Source organism: Microbacterium sp. C-MGS6, assembly GCF_058140415.1.
Genome location: NZ_CM176934.1, coordinates 2,545,298 through 2,558,287, shown reverse-complemented (window position 1 = coordinate 2,558,287; position 12,990 = coordinate 2,545,298). Strand labels below are relative to the sequence as shown.

Sequence of the window (12,990 nt, the reverse complement as noted above, 5' to 3'; positions counted from 1 at the left end):
AGGCGCGACCGTGGAGTCATGACTGATCACTACAACGCCTTCGAGATGAGCCCGGTGCCGACGCCCGGGCCCGACACGGTCGCACCGGAGCTGTTCCGGGGCATCTACGGGATGCCCGCTTTCATCACCGTCCCCACGACGGATCTCGCCGCCTCGGTCGAGTTCTGGACGCGGGGCCTGGGGTTCTTCGAGCTCTTCGGGGTGCCGGGGCGGATCGTCCACCTCCGGCGGTGGGCCTTCCAGGACGTGCTGCTCGTGCCGGCGGAGACAGAACAGGAGGCCGTGCCGGACTTGCGGGTCAGTTTCGCGTGCGTGCTCGGCCAGATCGACCCGCTCGTCGAGGCCTGCCGGGCGTGGGATCCCGGCGCCGTCGGGGAGCCGATCGACACGCCCTGGAACACGCGGGATGTGGAGATCGTGACCCCTGAGAAGGTGCGCGTCGTCTTCACGGCGGCGAAGCCCTACGAGCCGGGGAGCGTCGAGGCGGCCACCCTCGCGCAGATGGGTATCCGTCCGCCCGCGGACCCGGCGGACAGCGGAGGAGGAGCGGATGCCGGATGACAGCGGCACCGCGGACCTGACCGTCGGTCGGGCCGCGGCGCTCGCCGGAGTGACGGTGCGGACGCTGCATCACTGGGACGACATCTGCCTGGCTCGCCCGTCCGCGCGTTCGTCGGCGGGATACAGGGTGTACACGGACGTCGATCAGGAGCGCCTGCGGCGGATCGTCGTCTATCGAGAGCTCGGTCTCGGTCTCGACGCGATCCGTCGGCTGCTGGACGATCCGGCCACGGACATCCTCACCGCGCTGCGCACGCAGCAGGGGGAACTCGCGGCCCGGATCGCACGTCTGACCGCTCTGCAGGCCGATCTGGAGCGGATGGTGTCCGCCCACGAGCGCGGTCTGATGCTGAGCGAGGGCGAACAACGCGCAGTCTTCGGGCCGGACTGGAACCCGGCCTGGCCTCTCGATGCGCGCCGTCGCTGGGGCGACACGGTGCAGTGGCAGCAGTACGCGGAGCGATCCGCCGCGCGCGATGCGGGGGAATGGCAGGCCGTCGCGGACGCGATGCGGGAGGTGGAGTCGGCCCTCGCGACGGCGATGGATGCCGGTGCGGCTCCGGGGACGGCGGACGCCGACGCGCTCGTCGAGCGGCACCGCGCGGTCTTCTCGGCCTACTTCCCGCTGACCAGGGAGATGCAGGTCATCCTCGGCCGGCTGTTCACCACGGACCCCGGCTACGCGGCGCACTACGACGGCATCCGCCCGGGGCTGGCGGAGTGGTTCCGGCGCAGCATCGAGGCCGAGGCCCGGCGTCACGGCGTCGACCCGGAGTCCGCGACCTGGCGGTGACCCCGCTCCGCCCGTCGGGATCAGGCCGCGCGCGGTCCGGAGCTCAGGTCGGCGACGGCGAACGAGGCGCGGACGGCCTCTTCCAGGTCGGGGTAGCGGAAGGTGAAGCCGGCGGCGGTGAGCTTCTCGGGCAGGACCCAGCGGCTCTTCAACACGAGCTCGGTCTCGGTGCGGATGCCGATCGCGCCGAGCTCGAGCATCCAGCGCGGCATCGGCGGGCCGACCTTCGCCCCCAGCACCCGGCGCACGGTGGCCATGAAGGCGGCGTTGTCGACGGGGTGCGGCGAAGCGGCGTTGACCGGGCCCTCCAGCGCCGGGGTCTCCTCGAGGAACTCGATGATGCGCGCCACATCCTCGATGTGGATCCAGCTGAAGCGCTGCCGACCGCGACGGGCGCCGGGGAGGTGTGCGGTCCCGGCGGCCCGGCGCGCGGGGCCGACCGGCCAGAACCCGTCGTACTGCGGGCCGCCGAGGCCCAGTCGGGCGAGCGTGCGGAGCGGTTCCAGCACGCCGCCGTCGCCGAGGACGATGGCGCTGCGGAGAGCCACGCGACGGGTGCCGGGCAGGGCGTCGGCGAAGAGCGCGCGCTCCCACGCCTTGGCGACCTCGACCGAGAAGCCGGTGCCGATCTCGCCGGATGACTCCGTCATCGGCCGGTCCTCGGCATGTCGGTAGATGGTGGCCGTGGAGGAGTTGACCCACAGCGGCGGCGGAGTGGCGGCGCGGGAGATCGCGCGGCTCAGGGCTGCGGTCGTGTCCAGTCGGGAGCGGAAGATCTCGGCCCGGTTGCGCGGCGTGTACCGGCAGTTCACGCTCTTGCCCGCGAGGCCGATCACGAGGGACGACCCATCGACGGCGGCATCGATGCCGCCCTGGTCGCCCCAGGACAGGTCGCTGCCGGAGCGGGAGATCGTGACGACCTCGCGCCCGGCATCCCGCAGGCGTGCAGCGAGATACCGTCCCATGAAGCCCGTCGCTCCGCCGATGACCACCCGGTCCGTGCTCATGCGTCGTCGTCCTTCCGATCCGGTTCCAGGATGTAGCTGAAGTCGCCGCGGTATTCGTAGAGGCGCCCGAGGAGCGGCGCATCCACGGTCAGCCGCACGCGCTGCCGCTCGGCCTCCTCGTCCCAGCGCTCGACGAGCCGGACGACAGGGGCCACGACCCGCGGGATGCGGAGCCGGAAGCGCCCGACGCGGATGCCCACCGCGCGACTCGTCAGGTGCAGGGCGCCGGCACGGGGCTCCACGTCGAAGCAGGCCACGACCAGGCCGGGCTCGCCGAGCTCGTCGACGATGCGGCCGTGCCTGGTCGGGGCCACGGCATCGCGCATCACCCACGGCCCGCCCGCGAATCGGAAGGTGCGCTCGGCGATCGCCCGGGAGGCGATGGTGCGGTTCTCGATGCGGAACGGCACGTCGCGCTCCCAGCGGGCGGCGATCACCCCGCGCCGTTCGAGGCGGCGGAGCAGGGGCCAGAGGGCCCGGCGGGGCGTGCCGACGCGCTGGAACGTCCCTTCGCCGACGCCGACCATCCCGTCGGGGACCGCCTGGAAGTAGGCCCGCAGCCGGGGGTGCAGCTCGGTGAGACGCGCGCCGAGAGCCCTCGCGTACGGGGACTGCGGCACGGGCGTCACGCTTCGAGCCTAGCCCGCGGAGGACCCCTCCCGGCCCGCGTCGTCGGTCGGGCGGAGCAAGCGGTCGAGGAGGGCGAGGGCCTCATGCTGCGGAGCGGTGTCGTCCAGGAGCCACTGCGTCTGCAGGCCGTCCGAGGCGGCGACGACGAGGGCGGCGACCGCGAGCGGATCGACGTCCGTACGGATGCTTCCGTCCTTCTGCTGCTCCCGGACCGTCTCGGCGATGTCGGCCCGCAGGCGGGCGAAGCGCTCGGTCGCGAACCTGCGGGCGGCGGGGTGGCCCTCCTCGAGAGCGCTGGCGACGAGCGTGGAGTAGAGCTGCACCAGACCGGGCACCTCGCGGTTGGCCCTGGCCGACCGGATCATGCCCTCGACGGGGTTCGCGGGTTCCGGGTCGGTCTTCCGTTCCGGCGCGTTGCTCTCGACGTAGACCGCGACGAGCAGCTCCTCCAGCGACCCGAAGTAGTGGGTGAGGGCGGCATGCGTCACCCCCACCGCCTTCGCGATCGCCCGCAGGCTCGTGCGGTCGGCGCCCCGGGCCGCGAACACCTCGATCGCGCGGTCCAGGATCTCCTGGCGCCGCGCGACGCCCTTGGCGTAGGCGCCGCGCGGGCGCGGGCGTTCGGAGTCCTCGGAGGGTGCGGGGGGCATGGCCCGAGTCTAGCGACAGAAAACTTCCATGTGGAGGTATTCGGTGCTAGCGTGCCTCCGGGGCGCGATGCCCGCCTGTCACCGACGACCGAGGAGCACGACCGATGACGATCCAGACCTCTCTCCAGCTGTTCACGATCCGCGAGCAGCTGGAGGCCGACCTCGAGGGCACGCTCGCCGCCGTCGCGGCGCGCGGATTCAGCGCGGTCGAGCCCTACGACTTCGTCCGCCGGGCGGAGGCGATGGCTGCCGCGGTGTCGGCCGCTGGACTGACGGCCCCCTCCGGGCATGCCTTCCTCGCCACGCCGACCTTCGTGCGCCCGGACGGTTCCGGTACCACGGCCCCCGTGCCTTCACCCGCGGAGGTCTTCGCGGCCGCGAAGGCGCTCGGCATGGACACGGTGATCGATCCGTACACCGAGCCTGCGCGCTGGGAACAGGTCGATCAGATCGTCGAGACCGCCCGGCTGCTCAACGAGGCGGCGGAGATCGGCGCCGAGGCCGGCATCCGGGTCGGCTACCACAACCACGCGCATGAGCTGGAGGCGGAGTTCGACGGGGTGACCGGGCTGGAGGTCCTCGCGGAGCACCTCGATGAGCGCGTCGTGCTGGAGGTCGACCTGTACTGGGTGGCCCGCGGCGGTGTCGACCCGGTGACCCTCGTGGAGCGTCTCGGCGAGCGCGTGATCGCCGTGCACGCGAAGGACGGTACCCTCGACCCCGCGCTGCTGGACGCCTACCCGCCCGCGGATCAGGTGCCCGCGGGCGACGGGGCGGTGCCGCTCCGGGAGGCCATCGCCGCCGCGCCGGCGCTCGAACTCGCCATCGTCGAGTTCGACCACTACGACGGCGATCTGTTCGACGCCATCGAGCGCAGCCGGGTCTTCCTCGACGCCGAGGCGGCGCGCTGATGGTGCGCGGCGGCGACGTCGTCGGCGTCGGCCTCATCGGCGCGGGCAACATCAGCGACCAGTATCTGCAGAACCTCACGCGCTTCCCGGACGTGGAGGTGCGGGCGATCGGCGACCTCGTCGAGGAGCGTGCACGCGCGCAGGCCGCGGCGTACGGGGTGCCGCGAGCCGGGGGCGTCGAGGTGGTGCTCGATGATCCCGACATCGACATCGTCGTGAACCTCACGATCCCCGCCGCGCACGTCGCCGTCTCGGAGGCGATCGTCGCCTCGGGGAAGCACGTGTGGACGGAGAAGCCGCTCGGCGTGGACCGCGAGGAGGCGCGAGGCCTGCTGGAGGCGGCCGCGGCGGCCGGACTCCGCGTCGGCGTCGCGCCAGACACCGTCCTCGGTCCCGGCGTGCAGACCGCGAAGCGTGCCATCGCCCGCGGCGACATCGGCCGCCCGCTGTTCGGCCAGACGACCTTCCAGTGGCAGGGGCCGGAGATCTTCCACCCGAACCCCGCGTTCCTCTACGCGAAGGGGGCGGGGCCGCTCCTCGACATGGGGCCGTACTACGTCTCGACCCTCGTGCACGTCTTCGGGCCGGTCGCCGCGGTCGCCGCCCTCGGGCTGCAGGGATCGCCGACCCGCCGGGTACAGGTCGGCGATCGCGCCGGGGAGGAGTTCCCGGTCGAGATCCCGTCCACGCTCAGCGTCCTGATGGACTTCGAGGGTGGCGGACAGGCGCAGAGCCTCTACAGCACGGACTCGCCGCTGGTGCGGCAGGGGATCGTGGAGATCACGGGGACCGAGGGCACCCTGGTCATCCCCGACCCGAACACGTTCGGCGGGCCGATCACGATCACCCGACCGCTGTCCCGACACTTCGTGCCGCCGGAGCCGGTGGTGCAGGAGGTCATCGACGTCGTGCCGGAAGGCGTGCTCGCGGGGCGCGGGCTCGGGCTGCTCGACATGGCGCGCGCGATCGCCGAGGGCCGACCGCACGTCGCCACCGGCGAGTTCGGGTACCACGTGCTCGACACCCTGCTCTCGATCGAGGAGGCTGCGGCGCGGCGCACCTTCGTGGAGGTCGCGAGCACGCTGGATCAGGTGGGCGCGCTGCCCGCCGACTTCGATCCCTTCGCGGCGACGTAGCGGTCGACGTTCGCGGGGGAGAGCACCTCGCGGGCGACCATGATCGCCGCCCCCAGCACCGCAGCGCGGTCACCTGCCTGCGACTGCACGATCGCAAGGTGCTGGGTGGCGAGCGGGATCGAGCGGCGGTAGACGACCTCGCGGACCCCGGCGAGCAGATGCTCGCCGGCGCGGGCGATGCTGCCGCCGAGCACGATGATCGACGGGTTCAGCAGGTTCACGACCGTCGCGAGCACCTCGCCGACGTCGCGGCCGGCCTGACGGGTGGCCTCGATGGCTGCCGCATTGCCGGCGCGGACGAGGCCGACGACGTCGGAGGCAGTGTGCACGTCATGCCCCTCGGCGCGCAGCGCGACGGCGAGGGCCGACCCGCTCGCGAGGGCTTCGAGATCCCGTTCATCGCCCGGCTGCCGCGCCGAGCCCGCGCTCATCGGCACCTGGACGTGGCCCATGTCGCCCGCCGACCCCTGGGCACCGCGCTGGAGCTGCCCGCCGGCGATGATCCCTGCGCCGATTCCCGTCGACACCTTCACGAACACGAGGTCGTCCACCCGGGGCCAGCTCGTGGCCTGCTCGCCGAGGGCGAGGATGTTCACGTCGTTGTCGACGAGGACCGGCACGTCGAACGTGCGCTGCACGTAGCCCGGGACGTCGAACCGGTCCCAGCCCGGCATGATCGGCGGGTTCGTCGGGCGCCCCGTGGAGTGCTCGACGGGGCCGGGGACGCCGATGCCCACGCCCACGAGGGGGAGGCCGCCGGCGGTCGCCTCGAGCAGGGCGCTGCCCTCCGCGAGGATCGCGTCCAGCAGGGCCTCCGGCCCATCGCCGATGTCGATCGCGCGCGTGCGTGCGTCCAGGATCACGCCGGCGAGGTCGGCCACGGCGACGGTCGCGTGGGTGGCTCCGAGGTCGACGGCCAGGACGAGCCCGGCGCGCGGGTTGAACGCCACGCGGGCGGGAGGACGACCTCCGGTCGACACCGCTTCACCGGCGGGGCGCAGGAGGTCGGCGGCCAGCAGAGCATCGACCCGGGAGGCGACGGTGGAGCGGGCCAGTCCGGTGAGGGCGGCGAGCTCCGCCTTGGTGCGGGCGTGCCCGTCGCGGAGGATCTGGAAGATCTCGCCGGTCCCGGGGGAGGGCGTCGCAAGCGGTCTCAGCACGTCAACCATGGCGTCAGTAAAGCACAGCACTTCCTCCGCTCCGTGGTGCGACTTCGAATTCGTTACACACAACTTTTGACGAAGGACTAGCAAAAGTCCTCATCGCTGTGTCAGACTCACCGGCATGACAACGGATGTCACTGACACCGGTCTCGGGACGATCCGGACCGGGATCCTCGGCGGAGGCTTCATGGCCCGCGTGCACCGCACGGCCGCCCGAGACGCAGGCGGGGCACTGCGCGCCGTCGCCACCCGGTCCGCCCAAGGCGCCAGGGATGCCGCGCACCTGCTCGGCGCCGCCCGCGCCGAGCAGGACGCGGAGGCCCTGCTCGACGCCGACGACATCGACGTCGTCCACATCTGCACCCCCAACGCCACGCACGCCGACCTCGCCCTGCGTGCGCTGCGAGCGGGCAAGCACGTCGTGTGCGAGAAGCCGCTCGCCACGAGCGCCGCCGACGCCGCCACCCTCGCCGAGGTCGCCGCCGGGACCGGACTCGTCGCCGCCGTCCCCTTCGTGTACCGCTACCACCCCATGGTGCGCGAGGCCAGGGCGCGCATCGCCCGCGGCGAGGCCGGCGAGCTGCTCACGCTGGACTGCTCGTACCTGCAGGACTGGATGCTGCGGCCCACAGACGACGACTGGCGGGTGCGCTCCTCGTCCGGCGGCGCCTCCCGCGCCTTCGCCGACATCGGCTCGCATCTGTGCGACCTCCTCGAGTTCGTCACGGGCGATCGGATCCGGACCCTCAGCGCCCGCACCCGCCGGGTGTTCGCCGAGCGGGCGGGGCAAGCCGTCGACACGGAGGACATCGTCGCCGTGCTCGTCGAGACCTCGGCGGGGGCACTCGGCACGCTGCTCATCTCGCAGATGGCGGCGGGCCGCAAGAACGCCCTCACCCTGGAGCTGCACGGGACGCGGCAGAGTCTGCGGTTCGAGCAGGAACGGCCGGAGGAGCTCTGGGTCGGCATGCGGGAGGAGTCGCGGCTGCTGCTGCGCGACCCCGCCACGGCCGACCCGGAGTCCGCCCGCCTGCAGCGCGTCCCGGCCGGGCACGCCATGGGATACCAGGATGCCTTCAACGGCTTCGTCGCGGACGTCTACGCCGCGATCGCGGGCGACGTGCCCGACGGTCTGCCGACGTTCGCCGACGGCCACCGTGCGGCGGTGCTGACCGAGGCCGTGCTCGATTCCGCCGCCCACGAGGGCCGCTGGACGGAGGTGCCGGCATGACCGCGACGACGACACAGCCGGTGCTGCAGGTGGCCGGGATCCGCAAGGCGTTCTTCGGCGTGGAGGTGCTGAAGGGCATCGACTTCGACGTGCGCCCGGGGGAGGTGCACGGCCTCGTCGGCGAGAACGGTGCAGGCAAGTCCACGCTCATGAAGATCATCGCGGGCGTGCAGCCGGCCGACGAGGGGACGATCGCCTACCGCGGCGCGGAGGTGCGCCACGCGCACCCCCGGCAGGCGATGGACGCCGGCATCGTCACGGTGTTCCAGGAGTTCACCCTGCTCCCGGAGCGCACGGTCGCGCAGAACGTCTACCTCGGCCGGGAGCCACGGCGCGCGGGACTCATCGACGTGCGGGCGATGAACGAGCGCACCGCGGAGCTGCTCAGCGATCTCGGAGTCTCCTTCATCGACCCGCAGGCCCGGGTGGGCTCGCTGACGGTGGCCGAGCAGCAGATCGTCGAGATCGTGAAGGCGCTGTCGTTCGATGCGCAGGTGATCTCGATGGACGAACCGACCGCGGCGCTCAGCGACCGCGAGGTGGAGCTGCTGTACGCGATCATCCGCCGGCTCACCTCCCGTGGTGTCGCCGTCATCTACGTCTCCCACCGGTTGAAGGAGATCTTCGACCTCTGCGACAGGATCACGATCCTCAAGGACGGCGCCCTCGTCTCCACGGACGAGACCGCGGCCCTGACCACCGACGAGCTCGTGCGCCGGATGGTGGGCCGGTCGATCCAGTCCTACTTCCCCGACCCGGTCGCCGGCACCGCGGTCGGCGCGCCCCGGCTCGAACTGGACGGCTGCGGGAACGCCTATGTGGACTCGGTGTCGCTGACGCTGAGCGCCGGGGAGATCGTCGGGGTGGCCGGGCTCCAGGGCTCCGGACGCACGGAGCTCGTGGAGGGGGTGTTCGGCATCCAGGCCTTCACCCGCGGCGCCGTGCGGATCGACGGGAAGCCGGTGCGGATCACCGGGCCGCGTGCGGCCGTGCGCGCCGGACTCGCCCTCGTCTCGGAGGACCGCAAGGCCCAGGGGCTCGCGCTGGGGCAGTCGATCCTCGACAACGCCCTGCTCGTGGTGCGGAACGTGTTCGCCGGACGCACCGCGGCGTCGCGCCGGGAGGTGCCGGGAGTGCTCCGCACGCTGGAGGTGTCCTCGCGCGGTCTCGACCAGGAGGTGCGCTTCCTGTCCGGCGGCAACCAGCAGAAGGTGGTGCTGGCCAAGTGGCTGCTCACCCAGCCGCAGATCGTGCTCTTCGACGAGCCGACACGGGGCATCGATGTGGGGGCCAAGTACGCCGTCTACCAACTCATGCGCGAGCTGGCGGCGCAGGGGAAGGCCGTGCTCATGGTCTCGAGCGAGCTGCCGGAGGTCATCGGCATGAGCGACCGCATCCTTGTCATGCACGACGGCGAGCTCGTCGCCGAGCTGCCGGCCGGTGCGGCCGAGCACGAGATCCTCGCGGCGGCCACCGGCGCCGACCGCGGTCCTTCGACGAACGGGGGCGCGCGATGAGCCGCCGCACCGGAGCCCGTCTCCGCATCGATTCGACCGTCATCGTGCTGGGCATCCTGCTGCTGGCCCTCGTCGTCGGCGCGATCCTCGTCGCCACGGTCGGTCGCAACTTCCTCAGCCCGGGGAACATCCGCGACATCCTGACCGGGATGAGCGTGCTCGGCCTCGTGGCCATCGGGCAGACGCTCGTGGTGCTCGGCGCCTCGCTCGACCTGTCGGTCACCTACGTCATCAGCCTGTCGAGCCTGCTCGCGGCGACGATGATGGCCGGGAACGCCGGCAACATCCCGCTCGCGGTGATCGTGACGCTCCTCGTGTGCGCGGGGATCGGGCTCGTGAACGGGCTCATCGTGACGGTGCTCAAGGTCAACGGCTTCATCGCGACGCTCGGCGTCGGGCTGATCCTCCAGGGCATCCTCAACACGAACTTCGAAGGCTCGGCGGGCGAGGTCCCGTGGGCGTTCCAGCTCATCGGCGCGACCGGCGTCGGACCGATCCCGGTGTCCACGCTCATCATGATCGCGCTCGCCGTGCTGGTCTGGGTGCTGCTGAACCGCACCCGCACCGGCGCCCATCTCTACGCCGTCGGCGGGGACCCCGAGATCGCCCGGCTCAGCGGTGTGCGCACCCGCCTGCCGCTGATCTGGGCGCACGTGCTGTGCTCCGTGTTCGCGGGGCTCGCCGGACTCCTGCTCGCCAGCCGTCTCGGCGTGGGCAGCCCGACGGTCGGTCAGCAGGGCGGCTACGCACTGCTCTCCATCGCCGCGGTCGTGCTGGGCGGCACGCTGCTCCTCGGCGGGCGCGGCTCGATCTGGGGCACCATCGGCGGCGTCGCCATCCTCGCCGTCGTCGACAACGTCATGAGCGTGCTGCAGGTGAACCCCTTCCTCAAGGATGTGGTGCGCGGCATCGTCATCGTCGCCGCCGTCGCCGTCTACAGTCGGCGGGCCATCGTGCGCCGCCGGCCGCGCTTCGGGGCCGGCGGCACGCGCACCGGGGGAGACGACGCAGCGAAGGCGGCCGAAGGGGACATGGCGGTGGCGGCCGCCGAACTCGCCGATCCGACCGTCGAGGTCGCCGCCGTCGACAGCGCAGGGGATACCGCCTCCGTGCGGGAAGGAGGACGCTCATGAACGCGCTGCGCACGCTCGTCAGCCCCCGCGGGGCGGTCTTCCTGCTGCTCGTGATCCTGCTCGTCGCGGTCGCCGTGCTCAACCCGAGCTTCGCCGAGCCCGGCCAGTTCATGCGATACCTGCAGCGCGTCGCGCCCATCGCGATCGTCGCGATCGGGCAGTACTTCGTGATCATCGTCGGGGAGTTCGATCTCTCCCAGGGATCGCTCATCACGGCGCAGGTCATCATCGCCGGCAACCTCGTCGGCCAGGACGACGCGCGCACCCTCCCGGTGCTGCTGCTCATGGTGGTGTTCGGTATCGTCGTCGGGCTCGTCAACGGCGTCCTCACGACGCTGCTCAAGGTGCCGTCGTTCATCGTGACGCTGGGCATGATGCTCGCCCTGCTCGGCGGCGTGATGTGGTGGACGGGCGGCGCGGCCACGGGCAACCCGGCCGACAGCTTCCGCGAGATCGGCCGCGGAGGGATCCGCGACCTCCCCGTGCTGGAGTTCCTGCCCTGGGCCGTGCTGCTGCTCGCCGCCTGGCTCGCCCTCGGCATCGTCATCACCAAGCGCCCGCTGGGCAAGACCCTCATCGCGATCGGCGACAACGCCCGCGCCGTGGACTACGCCGGTGCCCGCCGGGCCTGGGTCACCACCCGCGCGTTCGTGCTGTCCTCCCTCTCGGCCACCCTCTCCGCCGTCCTGCTGGTCGGGTACGCGGGAGTGCACCCGTCCGTCGGCCGGGGCTACGAGTTCACCGCGATCACCGCGGTGGTGCTCGGCGGCGTCGTGCTCGGCGGAGGTCGAGGCTGGATCGTCGGCGCCGTGGCCGGAGCGTTCGCGCTGGAGGCGCTGTTCCTGCTCCTGAACATCGCGGGCGTCCCCTCCACCCTCCGTGACGCCGTGCAGGGCGTCATCATCATCGCGGCCGTCGCCTATGCGGGTGTCGCCTTCCGAGCCCGCCGCCGGCGCGGTCCCCAGCCGACGGACGTCCATACCGCGGGGACCGAGAACGCCGAGAACCGCAGCACCGCATCAAGCCCTACAACCAGAGGAGATTAGCAATGCGACGATCGATGAAGATCGCCACCGCAGGGGTGGCCCTCTTCGGCCTCATCGCGCTCGCCGGGTGCACGACCGACCCGTCCGTGGCGCCGGCGGAGTCGGAGAACCCCGAGGAGTCGGCCGAGACCACCGAGTGGTTCGACCAGGAGCTCTTCGACAAGCAGGACGAGGAGCGCGGCGTCGACCCCCAGGGCCCCGCCGACCAGCCCTACCTGCAGCACATCAACGCCGAGATGGTCGACACGTCGGAGTTCGCCAGCACCGGCGCCAAGAAGGCCTGCTTCGCGAACGCCTCGATCTCGAACCCGTGGCGGCAGACGGGCTGGATCACGATGAACGAGCAGCTGAAGGTGCTGCAGGAGTCGGGCGCGATCAGCGAGATGGAGACCCGCGACGCGCAGGACTCCGACGACACCCAGATCGCCGACATCGACTACTTCATCTCCGAAGGCGAGTGCGACGTCTTCCTCATCTCCCCGAACAGCACGGCGGCGATGACCCCCGCGGTCGAGCGGGCGTGCGAGACGGGCAAGCCGGTGGTCGTGTTCGACCGCGGCGTGAACACCGACTGCCCTGTCACGTTCATCCACCCGATCGGCGGCTTCGCCTGGGGCATCGACACCGCGGAGTTCCTCATCGACAACCTCGAAGAGGGCGACAAGGTCGTGGCTCTCCGGATCCTCCCCGGTGTCGACGTGCTGGAGCACCGCTGGGCCGGAGCCGAGAAGCTGTTCGAGGAGGCCGGGATCGAGGCCGTGGACCACTTCACCGGAGCGGACCCCGCCGAGATCAAGAGCATCATCAGCGACGAGCTCGCCAAGGGCGACGTGCAGGGCATCTGGATGGACGCCGGTGACGGCGCCGTCGCCGCCATCGAGGCCTTCGAGGATGCCGGGGCCGACTACCCGGTGATGACCGGCGAGGACGAGATGAGCTTCCTGCGCAAGTGGAAGGACACGGGCCTCACCGGCCTCGCCCCGGTGTACTCGAACTTCCAGTGGCGCACCCCTCTGCTCGCGGCGCAGATGATCTTCGCGGGCGAAGAGGTGCCGAAGGAGTGGGTGCTCCCGCAGAAGCCGATCACCGAGGCCGAGCTGGACGACTACCTCACGGCGAACGACGGCATGCCCGACGGCCACTACGCCAAGTTCGGCGGAGAGGACCTTCCCGGCTACCCGACGGTCTGGCAGGAGCGCCAGATCCCGTGAC

13 protein-coding genes are annotated in these 12,990 nt (G+C 71.7%); 9 read left to right on the top strand and 4 right to left on the bottom strand.

What is annotated here, in order from left to right; all coding sequences use genetic code 11:
• The first annotated feature begins 18 nt into the window (after positions 1–18).
• Both AC3B5L_RS12510 and AC3B5L_RS12505 read left to right on the top strand, forming a co-directional pair.
• Positions 19–561: a VOC family protein gene (locus AC3B5L_RS12510; protein ID WP_259951452.1), complete on the top strand. Its 543-nt coding sequence runs from the start codon at positions 19–21 to the stop codon at positions 559–561.
• A complete protein-coding gene (locus AC3B5L_RS12505) occupies positions 551–1,354 on the top strand; it encodes a MerR family transcriptional regulator (RefSeq protein WP_268776771.1) in 804 nt (267 codons plus the stop codon). The genes AC3B5L_RS12510 and AC3B5L_RS12505 overlap by 11 nt, the downstream gene beginning before the upstream one ends.
• Positions 1,355–1,374: 20 nt before the next feature.
• Here the strand turns inward: AC3B5L_RS12505 and AC3B5L_RS12500 are convergent, their stop codons facing one another.
• Genes AC3B5L_RS12500 through AC3B5L_RS12490 form a run of 3 tightly spaced genes read right to left on the bottom strand, consistent with a single transcriptional unit; the run spans position 1,375 to position 3,641 of the window.
• Complete coding sequence (locus AC3B5L_RS12500; RefSeq protein ID WP_268776772.1) at positions 1,375–2,361, bottom strand: epimerase; 987 nt, start codon at positions 2,359–2,361, stop codon at positions 1,375–1,377.
• A complete protein-coding gene (locus tag AC3B5L_RS12495; protein ID WP_259951455.1) occupies positions 2,358–2,990 on the bottom strand; it encodes a DUF4166 domain-containing protein in 633 nt (210 codons plus the stop codon). The genes AC3B5L_RS12500 and AC3B5L_RS12495 overlap by 4 nt, the downstream gene beginning before the upstream one ends.
• A gap of 9 nt (positions 2,991–2,999) precedes the next feature.
• Complete coding sequence (locus tag AC3B5L_RS12490; protein ID WP_259951456.1) at positions 3,000–3,641, bottom strand: TetR/AcrR family transcriptional regulator; 642 nt, start codon at positions 3,639–3,641, stop codon at positions 3,000–3,002.
• A 104-nt stretch (positions 3,642–3,745) separates the two neighbouring features.
• Between AC3B5L_RS12490 and AC3B5L_RS12485 the strand changes: the two genes are divergently transcribed.
• Positions 3,746–4,552 (top strand): sugar phosphate isomerase/epimerase family protein, encoded by an 807-nt coding sequence (locus AC3B5L_RS12485; RefSeq protein WP_490095842.1) that lies wholly within the window; start codon positions 3,746–3,748, stop codon positions 4,550–4,552.
• A complete protein-coding gene (locus tag AC3B5L_RS12480) occupies positions 4,552–5,688 on the top strand; it encodes a Gfo/Idh/MocA family protein (RefSeq protein WP_490095841.1) in 1,137 nt (378 codons plus the stop codon). Before AC3B5L_RS12485 ends, AC3B5L_RS12480 begins: the two co-directional genes overlap by 1 nt.
• Here AC3B5L_RS12480 and AC3B5L_RS12475 read toward each other — a convergent pair.
• Positions 5,640–6,857, bottom strand: a complete 1,218-nt coding sequence (locus tag AC3B5L_RS12475; protein WP_366237610.1) for an ROK family transcriptional regulator — start codon at positions 6,855–6,857, stop codon at positions 5,640–5,642. The two genes, AC3B5L_RS12480 and AC3B5L_RS12475, sit on opposite strands and share 49 nt — an antisense overlap.
• A gap of 115 nt (positions 6,858–6,972) precedes the next feature.
• Here AC3B5L_RS12475 and AC3B5L_RS12470 point away from each other — a divergent pair, with 115 nt between their 5' ends.
• The 5 genes from AC3B5L_RS12470 to AC3B5L_RS12450 are packed head-to-tail and all read left to right on the top strand — an operon-like array spanning position 6,973 to position 12,989.
• On the top strand, positions 6,973–8,082 hold the full coding sequence (locus AC3B5L_RS12470; protein ID WP_268776777.1) for a Gfo/Idh/MocA family protein: 1,110 nt from the start codon (positions 6,973–6,975) through the stop codon (positions 8,080–8,082).
• A complete protein-coding gene (locus tag AC3B5L_RS12465; protein WP_490095840.1) occupies positions 8,079–9,599 on the top strand; it encodes a sugar ABC transporter ATP-binding protein in 1,521 nt (506 codons plus the stop codon). Before AC3B5L_RS12470 ends, AC3B5L_RS12465 begins: the two co-directional genes overlap by 4 nt.
• Positions 9,596–10,732: an ABC transporter permease gene (locus tag AC3B5L_RS12460; RefSeq protein WP_490095839.1), complete on the top strand. Its 1,137-nt coding sequence runs from the start codon at positions 9,596–9,598 to the stop codon at positions 10,730–10,732. The genes AC3B5L_RS12465 and AC3B5L_RS12460 overlap by 4 nt, the downstream gene beginning before the upstream one ends.
• Entirely contained in the window at positions 10,729–11,778 is a 1,050-nt protein-coding gene (locus tag AC3B5L_RS12455; protein WP_490095838.1) for an ABC transporter permease, read from the top strand. The genes AC3B5L_RS12460 and AC3B5L_RS12455 overlap by 4 nt, the downstream gene beginning before the upstream one ends.
• A gap of 14 nt (positions 11,779–11,792) precedes the next feature.
• On the top strand, positions 11,793–12,989 hold the full coding sequence (locus AC3B5L_RS12450; RefSeq protein ID WP_370428426.1) for a substrate-binding domain-containing protein: 1,197 nt from the start codon (positions 11,793–11,795) through the stop codon (positions 12,987–12,989).
• Position 12,990: the final 1 nt, after the last annotated feature.

Coding starts and splice junctions, on each gene's coding strand:
- AC3B5L_RS12465 (WP_490095840.1), top strand. CDS start 8,079: ATGACCGCGACGACGACACAGCCGGTGCTGCAGGTGGCCGGGATCCGC.
- AC3B5L_RS12460 (WP_490095839.1), top strand. CDS start 9,596: ATGAGCCGCCGCACCGGAGCCCGTCTCCGCATCGATTCGACCGTCATC.
- AC3B5L_RS12485 (WP_490095842.1), top strand. CDS start 3,746: ATGACGATCCAGACCTCTCTCCAGCTGTTCACGATCCGCGAGCAGCTG.
- AC3B5L_RS12455 (WP_490095838.1), top strand. CDS start 10,729: ATGAACGCGCTGCGCACGCTCGTCAGCCCCCGCGGGGCGGTCTTCCTG.
- AC3B5L_RS12500 (WP_268776772.1), bottom strand. CDS start 2,361: ATGAGCACGGACCGGGTGGTCATCGGCGGAGCGACGGGCTTCATGGGA.
- AC3B5L_RS12480 (WP_490095841.1), top strand. CDS start 4,552: ATGGTGCGCGGCGGCGACGTCGTCGGCGTCGGCCTCATCGGCGCGGGC.
- AC3B5L_RS12490 (WP_259951456.1), bottom strand. CDS start 3,641: ATGCCCCCCGCACCCTCCGAGGACTCCGAACGCCCGCGCCCGCGCGGC.
- AC3B5L_RS12470 (WP_268776777.1), top strand. CDS start 6,973: ATGACAACGGATGTCACTGACACCGGTCTCGGGACGATCCGGACCGGG.
- AC3B5L_RS12510 (WP_259951452.1), top strand. CDS start 19: ATGACTGATCACTACAACGCCTTCGAGATGAGCCCGGTGCCGACGCCC.
- AC3B5L_RS12505 (WP_268776771.1), top strand. CDS start 551: ATGCCGGATGACAGCGGCACCGCGGACCTGACCGTCGGTCGGGCCGCG.
- AC3B5L_RS12450 (WP_370428426.1), top strand. CDS start 11,793: ATGAAGATCGCCACCGCAGGGGTGGCCCTCTTCGGCCTCATCGCGCTC.
- AC3B5L_RS12475 (WP_366237610.1), bottom strand. CDS start 6,857: ATGGTTGACGTGCTGAGACCGCTTGCGACGCCCTCCCCCGGGACCGGC.